The following is a 21,064-nucleotide window of genomic DNA, read 5'->3' as shown; positions in this document are numbered from 1 at the left end:
TATCTAAAAAGATGCGTAGATATTAAATCCACGCATCTCATTAGTTTATGAAAATTTTACTTTAATAGACTTTTATCACGTACCGCACCTTTATCCGCAGATGTTGCGAAGTGGCCAAATACTTTTAAGGCAAAGGATACTTCACGCTCGCGGTTAGCCGGTTGCCAGCCTTTGGCATCTTGCTCGGTACGGCGTTTTGCTAATTCTTCATCGCTGATTTTAAGGTTAATCGCGCGATTTGGAATATCGATTTCTATAATATCGTCATCATGTACTAAACCGATCGCACCGCCAGAAGCCGCTTCAGGAGAGGCATGACCAATAGATAAACCAGATGTACCGCCAGAGAAACGACCATCTGTTAATAAAGCACATTTTTTACCTAAGCCCATTGATTTTAAGTAGCTGGTTGGGTATAACATTTCTTGCATACCGGGGCCGCCTTTTGGACCTTCGTAGCGGATGACTACCACATGGCCTTCTTTCACTTTACCGCCTAAAATGCCGGCTACCGCATCTTCTTGGCTTTCAAATACGATTGCTCGACCGGTAAATTTCCAGATAGACTCATCCACACCCGCCGTTTTTACGATACAACCGTCTTTAGCGATGTTACCGAATAATACGGCTAAGCCGCCTTCTTGAGAAATCGCATTTTCTTTATTACGAATACAGCCGCCTACACGGTCATCATCTACGCTATCCCAACGGCAATCTTGTGAGAAGGCTTGTGTGGTGCGAATACCCGCAGGACCTGCACGGAAGAATTTGTGTAATTCTTCGTCTTTGTTACGAATGATATCGTATTGGTTTAATTGCTCTTCTAAAGTCATACCTAACACGGTTTTGGTGTTACGGTGGATTAGACCTGCGCGATCTAATTCACCTAATAAGCCCATAATGCCACCTGCACGGTGTACGTCTTCCATGTGGTATTTATTAGTATTTGGTGCAATTTTGCTTAAGCAAGGCACAACGCGTGATAAGCGGTCAATATCCGCCATTTTGAAATCGACACCCGCTTCTTGAGCAGCCGCTAATAAGTGTAAAACGGTATTACTTGAACCACCCATCGCGATATCTAAGCTCATAGCATTTTCAAAAGCCTCAAAGGTGCCAATTGAACGAGGCAATACGCTTTCATCATCTTGTTCATAATAGCGTTTGCAAAGTTCAACAATTTGACGACCAGCTTTTAAGAATAATTCTTTGCGGTCAGCGTGGGTTGCCAACATAGAACCATTGCCCGGTAAAGATAAACCTAACGCTTCAGTTAAGCAGTTCATGGAGTTTGCGGTGAACATGCCTGAGCAAGAACCACAGGTTGGGCAAGCGCTACGCTCAATCGCATCAATACGCTCATCGCTTACATTCGGATCTGCTGCTTCAATCATCGCATCTACTAAGTCTAAGCGAATAAGTTGATCAGATAATTTCGTTTTACCCGCTTCCATTGGGCCGCCTGAAACGAAGATGGTTGGAATGTTCAAACGCATTGCCGCCATTAACATTCCCGGGGTGATTTTGTCACAGTTGGAAATACACACCATCGCATCAGCACAGTGAGCATTAACCATATATTCCACGCTGTCTGCGATTAAATCACGGCTTGGTAAGGAATAAAGCATCCCGCCGTGGCCCATCGCGATACCGTCATCTACTGCGATAGTATTGAATTCTTTTGCCACGCCGCCAGCTTTTTCAATTTCAGCCGCGACTAGTTGCCCCATATCTTTTAAATGAACATGCCCTGGTACAAATTGGGTGAATGAGTTCACCACCGCAATAATCGGTTTACCAAAGTCATTTTCTTTCATTCCTGTTGCACGCCATAAGGCACGTGCACCCGCCATATTACGACCTTGTGTACTGGTCGCTGAACGTAGTTTTGGCATAAATAATCTCTCCAAGTAAATTTTTGTTAAAGTTTGTTATGTTGTTTAATTTCTTCGTTAATTGATACTGCCAAATCTCCCCTCCCCCTCTTTGCTAAAGAGGGGATTTTCTTTATAAATTTGCTGTCATCTGACTAATTTATATTTGCCATATCAAAGTAGAACAATGATATAAAATCTCGCTCGTTCTTTCCCCCCTCTTTAGCAAAGAGGGGGAGGGGAGATTTGGCAGAAGATAATACGAAGAAATTATTCGATAAAATTAAGTTTATAAATGCAATTATTTAGATAAAGAGCCTACCGATTAAAATAAAAGTGCGGTCAGATTTTACAGTGATTTTTAACCGCACTTTATTGCTATTTAACGGAATGGGCAAGGATCAAACAATGCACCGAATCCAGTGCTTGAATCTTTGTCACCCAAACAAGTTAACATCGCAACCGGAAACCATAATGGTGCGGTTAAAATAGTCAGTGGGTTAATAGTTTTATCATCATCAGAATACGAAGAGGTATTAACTTTACTACCATAATATCGGTCCACTGTTGCCATAATCGGTTTTGCAAGTTTATATTTTGCCAGCAGTTCATCTCGATGTTCATATTGTCGGCTAACACCTTCTGCCTCGTAAGTTATACTATAAATATTAAACTGAGGTGAAATACTATAACGTTCCTGCAATTTCTTTTTAACCGTTTCGGTTGTCTCTTGGAACATAAATTTCTTTAATAACTCATTACGTTGTTTTTCCGTTAAGTTATCTGCTCGCACATACAATGTTAATCTTGCAGAAACCTTTTTGTCTTCTTCATCGATAAGGAAAACTGGTATGACTTTTTCAATCGCTTTGGCATAGGAGCTATTCAAAAATGTCGATAAATCAGAGACGCTAGAGCTACAGAGTTCAAAACTTTCTTTATCGGTAAAGACAAAAAGCTTGCAATCTTGACCAAACATAAACATCTCAATGGGCTCTTGTGTTGTTGATGACGAACGTGACGAGCAAGCAGCCAAAACGATTGTTGACAACAGAAAAATAAAAGTAAATAGCTTTTTCATTTTTAAGTTCCTTTACTTAATTTCAATCACATCTGGCAGTTTAGCCAATTGATTCACCAACAAATCAAAAGTGCGGTCAGATTTTACAGTGATTTTTATCTGAACTTTAGTTTCTACCAATGCCATCTCCATATTAGTCACAGTAAAGCCACGTAAACGAATAACGCGTAATATCCGTTCTAACACTTCCGGACGATGTTGAGCAGTCAATTCAAACGTATATTGGTTCATCTTAAATTTCCTCCAACATATCGGCATTGCACGCACCAGGTGGGACTAATGGCCATACACATTCATCAGGTGGAATGCATACTTGTAACAAATAAGCGGTTTCGCTATTTAATAAACGATTAAGCGCCTCATCTACTTCGTCAGCTTGTTCAATGCGTTCAGCTGGAATATCAAAGGCTTTCGCTAACATCACGAAATCAGGGTTATCTTCTAAAATAGTTTCAGAGCGGCGTTTGTTCCAGAAAAGGTCTTGCCATTGACGGACCATACCTAGACGTTGGTTATCTAACAGCAAAATTTTTACCGGTAATTTGCCGCGTTTGATTGAACCTAATTCTTGAATGTTCATCATCAATGAACCATCACCTGTCACTAAAATCACTTCATCATGAGGACGTGCTTTTTTCGCGCCTACCGCTGCAGGTAAACCAAATCCCATGGTGCCAAAACCAGCAGAGGTAATATAGTTTTCTGGTGCGAAATGACGCATATGTTGCGCAGACCACATTTGGTGTTGGCCCACATCGGTACAAATTACGGCATTTTGAGGTTTACGTTGAGAAAGCGTGTTGAGCAATGACCAAGGGTCAATCGGTCGGTTGCCTGCATTGTCGATATAAGTGAAATCGAGTTTGGCTTTCAATGTTTGAATGTGTGCACGCCAATCATCAATGGCAAGCGGGATACTTAAAGCCTCTAAAGCTTGAATTAAATCACCTTGAAGAGCAACATTTGCCACACGGAGTTTGTTGATTTCTGCTGCATCAATATCACAATGGATCACTTTGGCGTGTGGCGCAAAACTGTCTAATTTACCTGTCACACGGTCATCAAAACGTGCACCGCACACTAACAATAAATCACATTCTTGTACGGCAACGTTTGCAGCTCTTGTGCCGTGCATACCAATCATGCCCATATAAACAGGATCGGTTGGGTCAATTGAGCCTAAACCTTTTAATGTTGAAACGGATGGCATTTTGGTGATTTGTAGGAATTTTTTGACCGCTTGTGTGGCTTTCGCCATACCTACACCCCCACCTACATAAAGCACTGGTTTTTTCGTTTGTGCCAATAATGCTTTTGCTTCAGTTAATTTTAATTCTGAAAGTGCGGTTGGTTTTACGACTGGTTTGACAATAGGTTTTACATGTTCAGGTACATCGCTCACTTGGATGTTGCGAGGCACATCGATGAGAACTGGACCAGGTCTGCCACTTTGTGCAATTTGGAAAGCAGAGGCAATAATTTCGGGGAGTTCTTCGATTGATTGCACAATGTAGCTGTGCTTGGTACAAGCAAGAGACAAACCTAACACATCGGCTTCTTGGAAAGCATCGGTACCGATAAGGGGGGCAGCCACTTGGCCAGTGAATGCCACGAGTGGCACTGAATCAGCAAAGGCATCACCTAAACCGGTAATTAAATTGGTGGCACCTGGGCCAGAGGTTGCCACACATACGCCGACTTTGCCTGTAGAGCGCGCATAACCAATCGCGGCTATTGCAGCACCTTGTTCATTACGACAAAGGAGATGGTCAAGACCTGAGTCATAGATGGCATCATAGGTTGGCATGATTGCCCCGCCTGGGTAGCCGAAAAGATCGGTTACACCGTGCGCTTTTAAACATTCGATAATGAGTTGTGCGCCTGTCATGTTGCTTCCCGTTTTTATGATTATTAAATAATTTTATGAATATTGAAGTTTTGCATTGTAGCGGAATTTTTCGCCTTTGGTTAGGTTTTCGCGAAAAAACAAACGAAAAAAACACGATAACCAAGATTATCGTGTTTTTTTATGAAAAGTGCGGTCAGAAAACGCAATGTTTTCTGCACGTAAAATTAGAAGCCTGCTTGTTTTTCTAATTGTTCAACAAGCGCATCGTCTAAGCCTAATGCTTGTGCTAAATCTGCTAAGAAAATGATTTCTTTGCGAGATAAATCTTTGCTTACTAAACGAGCTGCTAAATACACGTTGCTTGCAAGTGCAGTATCATTACCTACAAGACGAGCAATCTCGTTGATAGAAATTGGATTTTGAATTTCTTGTTCAAGCCACTGTGCTAATTCAGGGTTGTTACCTGCTTCATTTGCGATAGTTTGTTTTTCGTCTTCAGTGATTTCACCGTCTGCTGCCGCTGCGGCGATCATAGTACGTAAAATTAATTCACCCGCATCGACATGGCTTGATGAATTTAATACATCAAACGCATTTTCTGAAATGTTTGGTTGGCTATTTTGTTGGGATTTTTGATAATTTTGGTACGCTTGGTAAGCAAGGTTACCTAAAACGGCAAGTGAGCCTAATTTTGCTAAGCTTGCACCGCCGCTACGGCCTAAAATCATTGATAAAATACCGCCTAATGCTGCACCACCGCCTACTTTGGTGAGAGAGTCGATTGTTTGGTTGCCGGTTTCAAGTTTGCTTGCAGAGTTTTTAGCAACATCTAAAACTTGATTTAAAATGCTGTTGAGATCCATAAATGTTTCCTTTTGGTTGTTAATAGAGATTAAATTCGGCCTTTAGACAGTGATTTTTTAAAAAAATTCATTATTTTTAACCGCACTTTAAATCAAATTCTTGACTCGGTTTTAGAATTCATTATATTGAAATCTTTCTTCATTCAAAAGGAACTTAATATGACGCAGTCAAACGCAAAGCGTGAGACCTTTTCTGGTCGGAAAGCATTTATTATGGCGGCGATTGGATCCGCTGTTGGCTTAGGGAACATCTGGCGTTTCCCTTATACCACTTATGAAAACGGTGGCGGTGCATTTATTATCCCTTACCTTATTGCACTTTTAACCGCTGGTATTCCATTGCTTTTCTTAGATTACGCAATCGGTCATCGCCATCGTGGTGGTGCACCGCTTTCTTATCGTCGCTTTAACCCACACTTTGAAGTGTTTGGTTGGTGGCAAGTAATGGTGAATGTCATCATCGGTCTTTACTACGCGGTAGTATTAGGTTGGGCGGCAAGCTATACCTATTTCTCACTTAATTCAGCTTGGGGCGACCAGCCGATTGATTTCTTCCTACACGAATTCTTAAAAATGGGTGAGATCAGTAACGGCGTGAGCTTCGAGTTTGTCGGCATGGTAACTGGCCCATTAATTGCTGTATGGTTAGTAGCATTAGGCGTGCTTTCTTTAGGTATTCAAAAAGGGATTTCTAAATCTTCAGATATCTTAATGCCTGTTTTAGTGGTGATGTTTGTAGCGTTGGTCGTTTATTCTTTATTCTTGCCAGGTGCAGAAAAAGGCTTAAACGCACTATTTACACCAGACTGGTCAAAACTCTCTAATCCGAGCGTGTGGATTGCGGCTTACGGTCAAATCTTCTTCTCTCTTTCTATCTGTTTCGGGATTATGATTACGTATGCATCGTACTTGAAAAAAGATTCTGATTTAACAGGTAGCGGCTTAGTTGTTGGTTTTGCGAACTCAAGTTTTGAAGTGCTTGCCGGTATCGGTGTATTTGCGGCATTAGGTTTCATCGCAACTGCGCAAGGTGTAGAAGTAAGCGAAGTGGCAAAAGGTGGTATTGGTTTAGCCTTCTTTGCATTCCCAACTATTATTAATAAAGCACCATTCGGTGAAGTATTAGGGGTATTGTTCTTCGGTTCATTAACCTTTGCGGCATTGACCTCATTTATCTCTGTTATTGAAGTAATCATTTCAGCGATTCAAGATAAACTCCGTTTACGTCGAGCAAAAGCGACCTTTGTTGTTGGTTTACCAATGATGGTAGTATCGGTCATTTTATTTGGTACAACAACTGGCTTACCTATGCTTGATGTATTCGATAAATTTGTGAACTACTTCGGTATTGTAGCAGTGGCGTTTGTTTCATTAATCGTGATTGTAGCAAATGAAAAACTAGGTTTATTAGGCAACCACTTAAATCAAAGCTCTTCATTCAAAGTCGGTTTCCTATGGCGTTTATGTATTGTCATCACAACCGGTATTCTTGCCTTTATGTTATTCAGTGAAGGCGCGAAAGTATTTACAGAAGGTTATGAAGGCTATCCAAGCTGGTTTGTAAATATCTTTGGTTGGGGTATGGCAATTTCGCTAGTGGTGGTTTCATTCATTCTTTCTCGTTTAAAATGGAAAAATGAAGAAAACTTCAAGCTTGAAGAAAAAGGAGAATAAAGATGACAAGTATTGCAATTACAATGATGATTGTGGCGCTTTTAGTAATTTGGGGCGGCTTGATCTTTTCCTTAATCAGACTTCCAAAAGAAGAAAAATAAGGTCAAAATTGACCGCACTTTGAAATAAGTAGGGCGTGCTGAGCACGCCCTTTTTCTGTTATTTTGATAAATCGATTTGATATACCGCAAAGCCCACTTCATCGGTGCCGACTTTCTTCATTGGGTATTGTGCATTATCTTGAATGAATTTCGCCGCTTGTTCGCTTGGTGAGGTTTCAAAACGTACGTCTAATTTATCGTTACCTTTAATCGGTGCAAAGCGCCAGTTTTTATCCGCACTTGGGTTTACATGGCCATTTTTTTCGCTTTCTGCTTTGATGTAATCCGCAAGAATTTGGCGGTTTTCATCAGGAGAAGCGTAAACAATGTGTGCATCGCCCGTGCCTGGGAATTTATTACCGTAAGCACGATAGTTGTTAGTCGCAATTAAGAATTCTGCTTTTGGATCAACCGGTTTACCTTGGTAAGTTAAATTCACTACACGGTGTGAGTTCGGGTTAATCAATTTACATTCGCCGTCATAACGCGGTGGTTGAGTCAGGTCGAATTCATAATTTACGCCGTCAATCACATCATAGTTATAGGTACGGAAACCGTCCCAATCAAGTAAAGATTGTGGTTTGTCGCTGGTAGGATCGATTTGTTTGAACATACCTGCGCTACATTCTAACCACTCTTTCAGTTCTTCACCGGTTGCTTTCACCACAACTAAGGTATTTGGATAGAGATATAAATCTGCTGCATTACGGAAGGTTAATTCACCTTTGTTCACTTCAGTATAGCCAGTAGGGTCATTTTTACGTCCACCTGCTTTAAATGGTGCGCCCGCACTTAAAATTGGTAAGCCTACCATTGCTGCAACACTTGGTGCTACTTTTTCAACATAAGCTTTTTGTGCTTGGTTCACAATTTGAATGGTTGGGTCATCTTGCACTAGGGCTAAGTAGCTATACATGTTATCGGTCGCTTTACCGATTGGCTGTGCCACAAATTCACGGGTGGCTTCATGCACAGGTTTTAAAAGTGCGGTCAATTCGGCATCACTTTCTGTGGTCGCTTTTTTGTTTTCAGCATCATAAATTGGGCGAAGTACCGCTTTACCATCAGCCACTAACCATTTGCCGTTGTGTTGAGCAAGGGTTAAGTCGATTACACTGATGTTGTTTGCCCAGTAGCCAGCCATACTTTCAGGTACGCCTTTTACAGTACCTTTAGCAATATCTGCGTTTGGTGATTTGGCGAACTCTTTGTTTGGGAATAGACGGTGAGAGTGACCGAAAACAATCGCGTCAATGTGTGGTACATCAGCAAGGTAGAATGCGGAGTTTTCTGCACCTTCTTGATATGGCTCATCTGATGGGCCTGTGTGAGCAAGTGCCACAATAATATCTGCGCCTTTTTGTTTCATTTCTGGCACATATTTTTGTGCAGTTTTCACGATATCGCGAGTTTCTACTTTGCCTTGTAAGTTTGCTTTATCCCATACCATAATTTGAGGTGGTACAAAACCGATATAACCAATGTTTAGTTTGTGCTTTTTACCTTGGCTATCTACCACTTCTTTGGTTTGAATCACATAAGGTGTGAAATAGGGCTCTTCGGTACCGACTTTTACTACGTTGGCATTGATGATTGGAAATTTCGCTTGTTTAATCGCATCGGCTAAATAATCTAAGCCATAGTTAAATTCGTGGTTACCTAATGTGCCGACTTCATAGTGCATCGCATTTAAGCAATCTACAGCAGGGTTTGGTTTGCCTTCTTTATAACCTTTCGCTGCTTGATAGTCAGCAATTGGGTTACCTTGGATTAAGTCACCGTTATCAACTAAAACGCTGTTTTTCACCTCTTTACGTGCTTGACGAATCAAGCTTGCTGCACGGGTAAAACCGAATTTCTCAGTAGGTGCATCTTTGTAGTAATCGAAGTCAGTCAAAAAACTGTGAATATCGGTCGTGGCTACGATACGTAAATCGACTTGTGTGTCGTTTTTCGCAAAAGCAAAACGGCTCGCACTTAACGCTAAAATACTGCTTGCGCCAAGTTGGATGAAATCTCTTCTGTTGATCATATGTGCTCCTGTTGTGTGAGAATCGACAGGATTTTAAATCTCTTTTACATATAAAGAAAGTGCATTTTATAGCTAAAAAATTAAGTGTGATATAGATCACAAATTAAAATATATGAAATAAAATTTCGTTTATTAAATAAAATATTAAACTTTATTGCAAAATTTTACATTTTAAATAAAAACAAGATATCAAATTCGATTTGATTATTTTTAAAATTGAGCCATTCACAGTAAGTAGATAAGTGAATACTCACCATTTATTAATAACATAAAATAAGGAGATTACTATGGCTTTCAATCTTAAAAATAGACACCTATTAAGTCTTGTTAATCATTCAGAACGTGAAATTAAGTACTTACTAGATTTATCCCGCGATTTAAAACGAGCGAAATATGCTGGAACTGAACAACCTAAACTTCAAGGTAAAAATATAGCGCTAATTTTTGAAAAGACCTCAACGCGTACTCGTTGTGCTTTTGAAGTTGCAGCTTATGACCAAGGTGCTCGAGTGACTTATATCGATCCAAATTCCTCTCAAATTGGGCATAAAGAAAGTATGAAAGATACAGCGCGGGTACTTGGAAGAATGTACGATGCAATAGAATATCGTGGATTTAAACAAACTATTGTTCAAGAGCTTGCTGATTATGCTGGAGTGCCTGTTTTTAATGGGTTAACAGATGAATTCCACCCAACACAAATGCTAGCTGACGTGCTTACTATGATTGAAAATTGCGATAAACCATTAAGCGAAATTAGCTACGTATATATTGGTGATGCTCGCAACAATATGGGTAACTCTTTATTATTGATTGGTGCAAAATTAGGTATGGATGTCCGTATTTGTGGTCCTAAAGCATTATTACCAGATGCTGAATTAGTAGAATTATGTGAAGGCTTTGCTAAACAAAGTGGAGCAAGAATCACAGTTACTGACGATATTGATAAAGCAGTGAACGGTGTTGATTTTGTACATACCGACGTTTGGGTTTCAATGGGTGAACCACTAGAAACATGGGGTGATCGTATCCAATTATTATTGCCTTACCAAGTGACCCCAGAGTTAATGAAACGCACTGGTAACCCTAAAGTGAAATTTATGCACTGCTTACCAGCGTTCCATAACAGTGAAACCAAAGTGGGTCGTCAAATTGCTGAAAAATATCCTGCTTTAGCAAATGGTATTGAAGTGACTGAAGACGTATTTGAATCGCCAATGAATATTGCTTTTGAGCAAGCTGAAAACCGTATGCATACAATTAAAGCGGTAATGGTAGCAAGCTTAGCTTAGGAGGAGTTATGAGAATTGTTATTGCACTAGGTGGTAATGCCTTGTTACGTCGAGGTGAGCCATTAACCGCAGAGAATCAACGACAAAATGTACGCATTGCTTGTGAGCAAATTGCTAAAATTTATCCAAATAATGAATTAGTTATTGCTCATGGTAATGGTCCTCAAGTTGGTTTACTTGCTTTACAGGGTGCTGCTTACAAGGATGTGCCGACTTATCCATTAGATGTTTTAGGTGCAGAATCTGTAGGAATGATTGGCTATATGATTCAACAAGAATTAGGTAACCTAGTTCCTTTTGAAGTTCCATTTGCCACATTACTTTCCCAAGTTGAAGTCGATATCAATGACCCAGCTTTTAAAAACCCGACTAAACCAATTGGTCCTGTTTATTCTAAAGAAGAAGCTGAGCGTTTAGCAAAAGAGAAAAATTGGTCTATTGCACAAGATGGAGATAAATACCGTCGAGTTGTACCAAGTCCGTTACCTAAACGTATATTTGAAATTCGACCAGTAAAATGGTTGTTAGAAAAAGGCAGTATCGTGATTTGTGCTGGTGGTGGCGGTATTCCGACTTATTATGATGAACAGCATAATTTACAAGGGGTTGAGGCTGTAATTGATAAAGATCTATGTTCTGCATTACTTGCAGAAAATTTAGAAGCAGATCTCTTTGTTATTGCTACCGATGTTTCTGCAACCTTTATTGATTGGGGCAAACCAACGCAAAAAGCTATTGCGGTAGCTTCTCCGGAAGAAATGGAAAAACTTAACTTTGCTGCTGGTTCAATGGGACCAAAAGTTCAAGCTGCTGTTAATTTTGCACGTAACACCGGAAAAGATGCAGTTATTGGTTCTCTTTCTGATATTGTAGATATTGTAAAAGGAAAAGCAGGTACTCGCATTACTAAGAATGCAGACCACATTACCTATTATGATTAATAATATAAAAGAGACGTATCAGTACTAATGAAATTGGCATCGTATTATGTGATGCTATACGGTGCCAATTTATCACACTATGATTAACAAGGAGTTAATTATGGAAGCAGCGAATAAAAAGAAAAGTTTTAGTTTTCCATCAGCATTTACTATTCTTTTCTTCATTTTAATTATTGCTGTAGGGCTTACTTGGGTTATTCCTTCCGGCTCCTACTCTAAATTAACCTATAATATGCAGGATAAGGTTTTTGTTGTTAAGTCTTATGGTGAACAAGATAAAACATATCCCGCAACAGAAAAAACACTGGATGACTTTAACATTAAAATTAAACTCACTAATTTTACTGAAGGTGTAATCAAAAAACCTATCGCCATTCCTGGTTCTTACCAGCGTATCGAGCAACATCATAAAGGTATTCAAGATATTCCAGTCAGTATGGTTGAGGGAACAATTGAAGCTGTCGATGTAATGGTCTTTATCTTCGTCCTTGGAGGTATGATTGGTGTAATAAATCGTACAGGATCGTTTAATGCGGGATTAATGGCTTTAGCAAGAAAAACAAAGGGAAATGAGTTTTTAATAGTATTTAGTGTATCTATTTTGATGCTTCTTGGTGGCACAACTTGTGGTATTGAAGAAGAGGCTGTTGCTTTTTATCCGATTCTGGTACCAGTGTTCTTAGCGTTAGGATATGATGCTATTATTTGTGTAGGGGCTATATTCTTAGCATCATCTATGGGCACGGCTTTCTCAACAATTAACCCATTTTCAGTTGTTATTGCTTCTAATGCAGCAGGAATACAATTTACCGAAGGAATTGGTTTCCGTACTATTGGTTTAGTTCTCGGTGGTCTTTGTGTAATCGCATATCTATATTGGTATGGTAAAAAAGTGAAGGCAGATCCAAGTTTCTCTTATACTTATGAAGATAGAGATGAGTTTCGTCAACGTTATATGAAAAACTTTGATCCAAATGCTGTTATTGAATTCACTTTAAGAAGAAAACTTATACTCATCCTATTCTGTTTAGCATTCCCAATGATGATTTGGGGGGTTATGGCAGGTGGTTGGTGGTTCCCTCAAATGGCGGCATCATTTCTCTCTTTCACCATTGTTATCATGTTAATCAGTGGTCTAAAAGAGAAAGAAATCGTAGAGTCTTTCACAGAGGGTGCATCTGAACTTGTAGGTGTTTCATTAATCATTGGTCTTGCTCGTGGTGTAAACCTTGTACTAGAACAAGGCATGATCTCTGACACAATCCTAGATTATATGTCTAATCTCGTAAGTGGAATGCCTGGTAGCTTATTTATCCTTGGTCAATTAGTCGTCTTCATTTTCCTTGGACTTATTGTTCCGTCATCATCAGGACTTGCAGTGCTATCAATGCCAATTATGGCGCCGTTAGCGGATGCTGTAGGTATTCCTCGTGATATCGTGGTTTCAGCCTATAACTGGGGACAATATGCAATGCTATTCCTAGCACCAACAGGATTAGTACTTGTGACACTTCAAATGTTACACATTCCGTTTAACAAGTGGGTAAAATTTGTTCTACCAATGATTGGATGCTTACTCCTAATTGGTTCGATTTTACTTCTTGTCCAAGTTTCACTTTATGGTTCTTAATAATGAGAAAAAAACCGCAGGCAATGCCTGCGGTTTTGTTGTATTATTCCTATCAAAATTCCCATAAAAGGACCTTTATATGAAGAAATGCTTTGATAATATTGATACTCGCATTTTAAAAGCATTACAACGAAATGGACGTTTACAAAATAATGAGTTAGCAAAAGAGATTGGTTTATCCAATTCAGCATGTTTACGGCGAGTGAATCAGTTAGAGCATGATGGCGTAATCGATGGCTATGTTGCTCTGTTAAATCCTAAAAAAGTAAATTGCCACCTGATTTCCTACCTATTAGGTACATTCAATGAGGAAAATCCAGAGCTTAAAGAGCGGTTTATTTTTGAAGTGAAATTAATCCCACAAATTATTGAATGTCATTTTATGGCTGGCAGTTACGACTTCTTACTTAAGCTCTGTGTCTCAGATATTGAAGAACTTAATCATATAAAAAACACTTATCTTACAAATGCAATCGGCATTAAAACATTAAAATCAGAAATCATATTAAAAACAGTAAAATCGACAACGGAGTTGCCTTTATAAAAAAACTCGTATTATTTATACGAGTTTTTATAACAATTAACAAACTTCAGCCTGTTTTAATATAACTTTTTGTAAAACTTTAATTCCTGCCTCTATATCTTTCCAATCAGTAAATTCAAGAGGGTTATGACTAATTCCCAAATGAGATGGAACAAAAATCATACCTGTCGGACAAAGTGTTGCCATATGCATTGCATCATGTCCAGCACCACTTGGCATTATTTCGTAAGAATAACCAAGGGAATGTGCAGTTTCAGCTATTTGGTTTACCATATTTTCAGGTAATACTATTGGATTATCTTTTGAAATAAGTTGTAACTCAATTAATAATCCTCTTTTTTCTGAAACTTTACTAATTTCCTCTTGTAATAATTCAAATACAGAATCTCTAGCTTGTACATGTGTACCTCGAATATCTACTAATAATTCGCAATATCCTGGCACAACATTCATTACTCCTGGTTTAGCTGTAATATTACCTACTGTAGCTACTGTAGAATGTCCAGCTTGAATAGCAGCTTGCTCAATAGCAAGTGATAACTCAGCTCCTCCTAACAATGCATCATGACGATAATGCATTGCTGTTGCTCCTGAATGATCCGCTTGTCCTTTAATTTTAACAATTGCACGAATCGGGGCAGCAATACCTGTCACAACACCTATTGTTTTTCCCTCATTCTCTAAACGAGGGCCTTGTTCTATATGAAGTTCAAAAAAACATTTAAATTCCTTTGCATCACGTTTTGCTTGATTAACCAAATTAAAATTCATTCCTACTTCAGCCATAGCTTCTGATAAACTCTTTTCTTGTTTATCACGTAACGAACTTAATTTTTCTTGATTTACTATGCCGCACATAACTTTACTACCCAATGTAGCAAAATTAAATCTACTCGATTCTTCACAAGTAAAAATTATCAATTCTAAAGGATAACGAGTCTGAATATTCTGTTCACATAATTGCAAAAGAATTTCCAACCCAGCAACAGATCCCAAAGGACCATCAAATTTACCAGCATTTACAACAGTATCAATATGTGATCCGAATGCAACTGCAGGTAAAAAATCTTCTTTACCTGCCTTACGAATAAAAAGATTTCCAATTGAATCTCGACGAATAGATAAATCATATTCTTTACATAATTCAATAATCATATTATGGGCCTTTTCATCCTCCTCTGTAAAAGCTAAGCGAGTCAGCTCGTTTGGTGCTGATGAAATAAAAGCCAGTTTTTCAATTAAATTTTGAACACGATTAAGATTAATTGACATGGTTTTCTCCTGATACGGTTTATTTTTTGATATCCGTCAAACAATAATAATTTTTCTTTGAAAACTAACCTTTTCTAAGTGTAATATCGGTATTGCTAAATGCCTCTAAAAAGGAGTAGGAAATGAAAAACATGTTACTGCTCAGTAGCTCAAAATACAAGAATACAGGTTATCTTGAACACACCATACCTTGGTTACAAAATTTCCTGACTGATTATCGTGGTAAAACAATTGCTTTTGTGCCTTATGCTGGAGTACGCCGTACTTTTGATGAATATGAAAAAACTGTGCAAAATGCACTTTCTGATTTAAGGATGAATATTGTTTCCGTTCATCATGGTAAACAGCATCGAGATATTATTGAACAAGCAGATGTCATTGCTATTGGCGGCGGGAATACATTTTGTTTATTAAAACAGCTTTATGAACATAATTTGATTGATATCATTCGTGAAAAAGTAAATAGCGGTACGCCTTATTTGGGTTGGAGTGCTGGGGCCAATGTAGCGGGCGCATCTATTATGACAACTAATGATATGCCGATTACTTATCCTCCTTCATTTCAAGCATTACAGCTTTTTCCTCATCAAATTAATCCGCACTTTATTTCAGGTAAAATGCAAGGCCACAATGGTGAAAGCAGAGAAGAACGTTTGGCAGAATTTTTACTCGTTAATCCAACCGCACTTGTATATGCATTGCCTGAAGGTTCTGCGCTTCATATACAAAATGAAATGGCAACTGTGTTGGGTGAAAATCCTATTTTGTGCTTCAGTGAAAATATGGAATGTGGCACATTTGACATCAATACAACTTTTTCTTATTAACTTAAAAGGAACATATAATGGAATTATTTAAATCCATCGTTGCAGTGGTTGGCATTATTGCCACAATTTATTTTCTGATTAAAAAAGCCGAAACCCGAACCGTTTTGATTGGTGTGGGTTTAATAATGTCCATTCTGACGCTTAATCCAATGGGCGCATTAGATGCTTTTGCCAAAAGTATGACATCTGGCGGATTAATTATGGCTATCTGTTCTAGTATGGGTTTTGCTTATGTAATGAAATACACTCAATGTGATACTCATCTAGTACATTTACTTACCAAACCATTAAGCGGATTAAAATTCTTCTTAATTCCGATTGCAACAGTCATCACCTTTTTCATCAATATTGCTATTCCTTCTGCTGCTGGTTGTGCAGCTGCGGTTGGTGCAACATTAATTCCTGTTTTAAAAAGTGCGGGTGTTCGACCAGCTACTGCTGGTGCAGCTATTTTAGCAGGGACTTTTGGATCAATGATGAGCCCGGGTTCTTCTCACTCAGCAATGATTAGTGAAATGTCAGGCTTAACTATCACTCAAGTAAACCTTTCACATGCGCCATATAGTATGATTGCGGGAGCAATAGGTGCTGTTGTTTTGACAATTCTTGCGCTTGTTTTTAAAGATTATGGTGAACAACATAGTAAAGCTTATTTTGCAGAACAAAAAGAAAGTGAAATTAAAGTTGTTGAAGGCGTCAATGTACTTTATGCCCTTGCACCATTAATACCATTAGTTATTTTAGTAATTGGTGGAACGTCATTACAACAAGTGCCGGGTCTTGAATGGACTAAGATGGGCGTTCCTCAAGCGATGCTTATTGGCGCAATTTACGGCATTATAGTAACTCGCATTTCCCCAGTAAAAATCACTGAAGAATTTTTCAATGGTATGGGAAATTCTTATGCAAACGTACTTGGTATCATCATTGCAGCTAGTGTATTTGTAGCAGGATTAAAATCTACGGGCGCAGTTGATGCTGCAATTTCTTTCTTAAAAGAATCCAACGAATTTGTGCGTTGGGGTGCAACAATTGGACCATTCTTAATGGGCTTAATTACAGGCTCTGGCGATGCAGCAGCGATTGCCTTTAATACTGCCGTCACGCCACATGCTGTAGAACTCGGCTACACTCACGTAAATCTTGGTATGGCAGCAGCTATTGCTGGTGCAATTGGTCGTACAGCTTCACCAATTGCAGGTGTAACCATTGTTTGTGCAGGCCTTGCGATGGTAAGCCCAGTAGAAATGGTAAAACGTACCGCACCAGGCATGATACTTGCTGTTTTATTCTTAGCATTATTTATGTTGTAGAAATAGTAAAAAATTGGTCGCACTTTATTTAAGTGCGGTCTGTTTTTATAGACTTTTAAAGGAGAAAAAATGAACTTAGATTTAAATCAACTTGTTAAATGGCGGCGTGAATTTCATCGTTTTCCAGAAATTGGTTGGAGTGAATTTTGGACAACTTCTCGCATTGCGGATTACTTGGAAGGCTTAGGTTGTTTTGAAATTTTTCTTGGCAAACAAATTATAAATCCAGACTTTGTTCGTGGACGAAAAAAAGCCTTAGTAGATAAAGGTTTAGCTAATGCAAAAGCCTATGGAGCCAATGAAAAATGGCTCGAAAAAATGGAAGGGTACACTGGTTGTGTGGCATTATTTGATTCAGGTAAACCAGGAAAAACCATCGCGTTGCGTTTTGATATCGACTGTGTAAATGTAACGGAAACTCGCTCATCCGAGCATATTCCAAATAAAGAAGGTTTTGCCTCAATTAACGATGGTTTTATGCATGCTTGTGGACATGATTCACATATTACAATAGGTTTAGGTGTTGCATTATGGATCGCTCAGAACAAAGATAAACTCACTGGAAAAGTAAAAATTGTATTCCAACCAGCAGAAGAAGGTGTTCGAGGTGCAGCAGCTATTGCACAAAGTGGCATAATTGATGATGCAGATTATTTTGCTTCTTCACACATTAGTTTTTGTGCGAATACAGGCACAGTTATTGCTAATCCAAGAAATTTTCTTTCCACTACAAAAATTGATATTCGCTATAAAGGTAAACCTGCACATGCAGGTGCTGCCCCTCATTTAGGTCGTAATGCTTTATTAGCTGCAGCGCATACAGTCACTCAACTTCATGGTATTGCACGCCATGGTGAAGGCATGACAAGAATTAATGTAGGGGTGCTAAAAGCGGGTGAAGGACGAAATGTCATTCCATCCTCTGCTGAATTACAATTAGAAGTGCGGGGAGAAAATAAAGCAATTAATGAATACATGACTGAACAAGTCATGCAAATAGCCAAAGGTATCTCCATAAGTTTTGATGTAGCGTATGAAACTGAAATTGTAGGTGAAGCAGTGGATATGAATAACGATGTTGAACTTATAAAACTCATCGAAGAAATATCCCTTGAACAACCACAAATAAATAACGTAAATTCAGATTATGCTTTCAATGCAAGTGAAGATGCGACAATTTTAGGTAGACGTGTACAAGAACATGGGGGCAAAGCTATTTACTTCATTCTTGGTGCAGATCGCACAGCAGGTCATCATGAAGCTGAATTCGATTTTGATGAAAATCAATTACTTACTGGGGTTAATATTTATACTTCTTTAGTACAAAGATTATTATCTTAATAGAAAAGCCTACATCTTTATGTAGGCCTTTCGAGTAGTAATAAGCTTAAAGTACAAAAGAGCGGTTGAAAATTTAATTGTTTTTAACCGTTCTTTTTATTTAGGACAATACTCTCAACAATACAGGTTGAAATTCCGTTTGTTGGCCAAGTTTTCGGGTGTAACGTTTAACCATGACAAAGGAAAGTGCGGTCAACATAAAGATTAAAATCGCACGGATAAGTTCATTTTCACTGATATAGTTGGAAAGTAATGTTGCAATCAATAGAGTGAAAAGTGGCACAATATACATTAATAGTGCGGAGAAAAGCATAGATTTCTCTTCTAGACCGATCTCCACCATTTGACCCGTGCGCAGTGGCGTGATGGTTTCTAGCGTGAAGATATGCTCGCCCCGTTTTCCATTGAGTTCAGAAAGGGAGGCTGTTCCACAGGCTTCTCTAGCCGAGCAAGCCCCACAAGCACTTTGTGACTGACATTTCACTTTAGCAAGACCAGTTTCCGCATCATAGCTCATCACAATGGCACTTTCTTTTAACATTGTGCTTCCCCCATATAGATATCAAAGCGGTGGTTTTTGGTTTCACGACTGACATGGGGGGCTTTTTGCGCTAAAAACTCCGCATAATCAGGACGTTTTACCACCACACGTTTAAGGGCTAATTGTAGCGCAGGTGTCAAGAGCTCATCAGCATCCAAGTCGGCACCAACCAAATGTTGGAATACACGCATTTCTTTTTTGACTAGAGCGGATTTTTGCTTGTGTGGATACATTGGGTCTAAATACACCACATCGGCACTCTCGGTTTGTGGATCAAGTTCGGCAATATGATGAACATCTAGTAAACGCATATTTTGTTGCATCATTTCGCCTATTTCTGCATCCTGATAGGCTCGATTGAGGCCATCCTGCAATAGTAAATATACTACCGGATGACGCTCCACTAAACGCACTTGGCAACCGATAGAAGCTAAAACAAACGCATCTCGACCAAGTCCTGCTGTGGCATCAATCACGCTCGGCAATTCTGCACCCTTAATGCCTACAGCTTTGGCAATAGCTTCGCCACGTCCACCGCCAAATTTACGACGATGCGCCATGGCTCCAGCTACGAAATCCACAAACACATCGCCCAATTTGGGCTCGTCTAGCTTACGCAAGGCGAGATGAGTTTCAGTTTGCACCAATGCGAGCGGACTTTCAGTGCAATGCTCGATACCAAGAGGGGCGCAAAGTGCGGTCAATTCTGATAATTTTCCCTCTTCGGCAAGCAGTTGAATTTTTATTTTCTCACCAGCCATACACCGCTTTCCATATGATCTGTGTAAGGGAATTGATCAAACAGCGCCGCTTTTTCAATGCGGTGGGTTTGGCTTAGGGTTTGCAAATTCTCACAAAGGGTATGTGGATTGCAGGAGATGTATAAAATACGATCGTAATTCTGTACCAGTTTCACTGTATCTGGATCAAGTCCCGCGCGTGGTGGATCAACAAAAATCGTATTGCATTGATAGGCTTTTAAATCAATGCCTTTTAAGCGATTAAACTCACGTAGGCCATTCATTGCTTGGGTAAATTCTTCTGCGGACATACGAATAATTTGCAGATTATCGATCGCATTTTCCGCAATATTAAATTGTGCGGCAGCCACGGATGGCTTGGCGATTTCAGTAGCAAGTACTTTGCGGAAGTTTTGTGCAAGGGCAATAGAGAAATTGCCGTTACCACAATACAGCTCTAATAAATCACCTTGAGAACCTTGAGTGCAATCAATCGCCCATTCCAACATCTTGCAATTCACCGCTGCATTAGGTTGAGTGAAACTATTTTCTACTTGGCGATAAACATAATTACGCCCTTTTACCGGTAATACTTCATCAACAAAATCTTGCTCTAAACAGATTTTTTGTTTATTCGCACGACCAATCAGCTGCACATCAAAACCAAGTTGTTGTAATTCACTTTTTAGGTTTGCTGCAGCGCTTTGCCATTCTTCCGTGAGTTGCTTGTGGTAAAGCAGGCTCACAATGATCTTATTGCTGAGTGTGCTCAAATAATCAATTTGAAACAGTTTTTTATAAAGCACTTCCTGCGTTTTTAACAACGGTAATAAGGCTTTCATCATGCGATTGATCAGTTTGCTGGCAATTGGAAACTCATCAACTCGATAGCGCTGCAAGGTGCTTTGATCAAACATGATGTGATAAAAATCGCCTTTATCATGCCAAATACGAAATTCTGCACGCATCCGATAATGGCTGGTTGGCGAATCAAACACGGCTATTTCTGGGGCGTTAAAAGGCTGCAAAAGTGCGGTCAGTTTTTCAGTCTTTTTTTGCAGGAGTTCGGTATATTGGGAAATGGGTAGTTGCATTGATGTTTACGTTTGAATGATAAATATCCCCAGCCCTTGGCAAACATGGGGATTG

Annotated in this window: 19 protein-coding genes; 9 read left to right on the top strand and 10 right to left on the bottom strand. The window is 39.2% G+C overall.

Features of this window, described 5'->3' with window-relative positions; all coding sequences use genetic code 11:
• Positions 1-56 precede the first annotated feature (56 nt).
• From ilvD to INP94_RS02620, 5 genes are all read right to left on the bottom strand, one after another.
• Positions 57-1,895 (bottom strand): dihydroxy-acid dehydratase, encoded by a 1,839-nt coding sequence (ilvD, locus tag INP94_RS02640; RefSeq protein WP_197543951.1) that lies wholly within the window; start codon positions 1,893-1,895, stop codon positions 57-59.
• Positions 1,896-2,256: 361 nt separating this feature from the next.
• The gene (locus INP94_RS02635; protein ID WP_232087414.1) at positions 2,257-2,955 is read right to left on the bottom strand and encodes a hypothetical protein; all 699 of its coding nucleotides are present in this window, start codon (positions 2,953-2,955) and stop codon (positions 2,257-2,259) included.
• A gap of 12 nt (positions 2,956-2,967) precedes the next feature.
• Positions 2,968-3,186 carry an acetolactate synthase 2 small subunit gene (gene ilvM, locus INP94_RS02630; RefSeq protein ID WP_197543950.1) on the bottom strand — a complete coding sequence of 73 codons (219 nt, stop codon included), beginning with the start codon at positions 3,184-3,186 and terminating at the stop codon, positions 2,968-2,970.
• Position 3,187: 1 nt separating this feature from the next.
• Positions 3,188-4,843, bottom strand: coding sequence for an acetolactate synthase 2 catalytic subunit (gene ilvG, locus INP94_RS02625; RefSeq protein ID WP_197543949.1), 1,656 nt, complete (start codon positions 4,841-4,843; stop codon positions 3,188-3,190).
• A gap of 185 nt (positions 4,844-5,028) precedes the next feature.
• Positions 5,029-5,667: a tellurite resistance TerB family protein gene (locus INP94_RS02620; RefSeq protein ID WP_049370017.1), complete on the bottom strand. Its 639-nt coding sequence runs from the start codon at positions 5,665-5,667 to the stop codon at positions 5,029-5,031.
• Positions 5,668-5,826: 159 nt separating this feature from the next.
• On the opposite strand from INP94_RS02620, the gene INP94_RS02615 reads away from it, so the two are divergent.
• Complete coding sequence (locus tag INP94_RS02615; RefSeq protein WP_197543948.1) at positions 5,827-7,341, top strand: sodium-dependent transporter; 1,515 nt, start codon at positions 5,827-5,829, stop codon at positions 7,339-7,341.
• Positions 7,342-7,343: 2 nt separating this feature from the next.
• The gene (locus INP94_RS02610; RefSeq protein ID WP_032804161.1) at positions 7,344-7,442 is read left to right on the top strand and encodes a methionine/alanine import family NSS transporter small subunit; all 99 of its coding nucleotides are present in this window, start codon (positions 7,344-7,346) and stop codon (positions 7,440-7,442) included.
• A gap of 58 nt (positions 7,443-7,500) precedes the next feature.
• On the opposite strand, the gene cpdB is transcribed toward INP94_RS02610, so the two are convergent.
• Positions 7,501-9,474: a 2',3'-cyclic-nucleotide 2'-phosphodiesterase gene (gene cpdB / locus INP94_RS02605; RefSeq protein WP_197543947.1), complete on the bottom strand. Its 1,974-nt coding sequence runs from the start codon at positions 9,472-9,474 to the stop codon at positions 7,501-7,503.
• 287 nt (positions 9,475-9,761) lie between these two features.
• Between cpdB and INP94_RS02600 the strand changes: the two genes are divergently transcribed.
• The 4 genes from INP94_RS02600 to INP94_RS02585 all read left to right on the top strand — a co-directional run bounded on the left by INP94_RS02600 (position 9,762) and on the right by INP94_RS02585 (position 13,881).
• Positions 9,762-10,766, top strand: coding sequence for an ornithine carbamoyltransferase (locus tag INP94_RS02600; RefSeq protein ID WP_197543946.1), 1,005 nt, complete (start codon positions 9,762-9,764; stop codon positions 10,764-10,766).
• Positions 10,767-10,774: 8 nt separating this feature from the next.
• Positions 10,775-11,707 carry a carbamate kinase gene (gene arcC, locus INP94_RS02595; RefSeq protein WP_049373767.1) on the top strand — a complete coding sequence of 311 codons (933 nt, stop codon included), beginning with the start codon at positions 10,775-10,777 and terminating at the stop codon, positions 11,705-11,707.
• 100 nt (positions 11,708-11,807) lie between these two features.
• Complete coding sequence (locus tag INP94_RS02590; protein WP_049373766.1) at positions 11,808-13,337, top strand: YfcC family protein; 1,530 nt, start codon at positions 11,808-11,810, stop codon at positions 13,335-13,337.
• Between the two features lie 79 nt (positions 13,338-13,416).
• The gene (locus tag INP94_RS02585) at positions 13,417-13,881 is read left to right on the top strand and encodes an Lrp/AsnC family transcriptional regulator (RefSeq protein ID WP_197543945.1); all 465 of its coding nucleotides are present in this window, start codon (positions 13,417-13,419) and stop codon (positions 13,879-13,881) included.
• A 36-nt stretch (positions 13,882-13,917) separates the two neighbouring features.
• On the opposite strand, the gene INP94_RS02580 is transcribed toward INP94_RS02585, so the two are convergent.
• Positions 13,918-15,153 carry a Zn-dependent hydrolase gene (locus tag INP94_RS02580; protein WP_197543944.1) on the bottom strand — a complete coding sequence of 412 codons (1,236 nt, stop codon included), beginning with the start codon at positions 15,151-15,153 and terminating at the stop codon, positions 13,918-13,920.
• A gap of 122 nt (positions 15,154-15,275) precedes the next feature.
• On the opposite strand from INP94_RS02580, the gene pepE reads away from it, so the two are divergent.
• From pepE to INP94_RS02565, 3 genes are all read left to right on the top strand, one after another.
• Entirely contained in the window at positions 15,276-15,980 is a 705-nt protein-coding gene (gene pepE / locus INP94_RS02575; protein WP_197543943.1) for a dipeptidase PepE, read from the top strand.
• Positions 15,981-15,997: 17 nt separating this feature from the next.
• Complete coding sequence (gene dcuC, locus INP94_RS02570) at positions 15,998-17,293, top strand: C4-dicarboxylate transporter DcuC (RefSeq protein ID WP_197543942.1); 1,296 nt, start codon at positions 15,998-16,000, stop codon at positions 17,291-17,293.
• A 69-nt stretch (positions 17,294-17,362) separates the two neighbouring features.
• Entirely contained in the window at positions 17,363-18,634 is a 1,272-nt protein-coding gene (locus INP94_RS02565; protein ID WP_197543941.1) for a M20 family metallo-hydrolase, read from the top strand.
• Positions 18,635-18,734: 100 nt separating this feature from the next.
• Here the strand turns inward: INP94_RS02565 and INP94_RS02560 are convergent, their stop codons facing one another.
• From INP94_RS02560 to trmA, 3 genes are read right to left on the bottom strand one after another with little or no spacing between them, the layout of a single operon-like run.
• A complete protein-coding gene (locus INP94_RS02560; protein WP_197543940.1) occupies positions 18,735-19,175 on the bottom strand; it encodes a SoxR reducing system RseC family protein in 441 nt (146 codons plus the stop codon).
• A complete protein-coding gene (locus tag INP94_RS02555; RefSeq protein WP_197543939.1) occupies positions 19,169-19,936 on the bottom strand; it encodes a class I SAM-dependent methyltransferase in 768 nt (255 codons plus the stop codon). Before INP94_RS02555 ends, INP94_RS02560 begins: the two co-directional genes overlap by 7 nt.
• The gene (trmA, locus tag INP94_RS02550) at positions 19,918-21,009 is read right to left on the bottom strand and encodes a tRNA (uridine(54)-C5)-methyltransferase TrmA (protein ID WP_193451723.1); all 1,092 of its coding nucleotides are present in this window, start codon (positions 21,007-21,009) and stop codon (positions 19,918-19,920) included. The genes INP94_RS02555 and trmA overlap by 19 nt, the downstream gene beginning before the upstream one ends.
• Positions 21,010-21,064 lie beyond the last annotated feature (55 nt).

The organism is Haemophilus parainfluenzae, assembly GCF_014931395.1.
Classification (GTDB): domain Bacteria; phylum Pseudomonadota; class Gammaproteobacteria; order Enterobacterales; family Pasteurellaceae; genus Haemophilus_D.
This window is presented reverse-complemented; position numbering and strand designations above follow the sequence as displayed.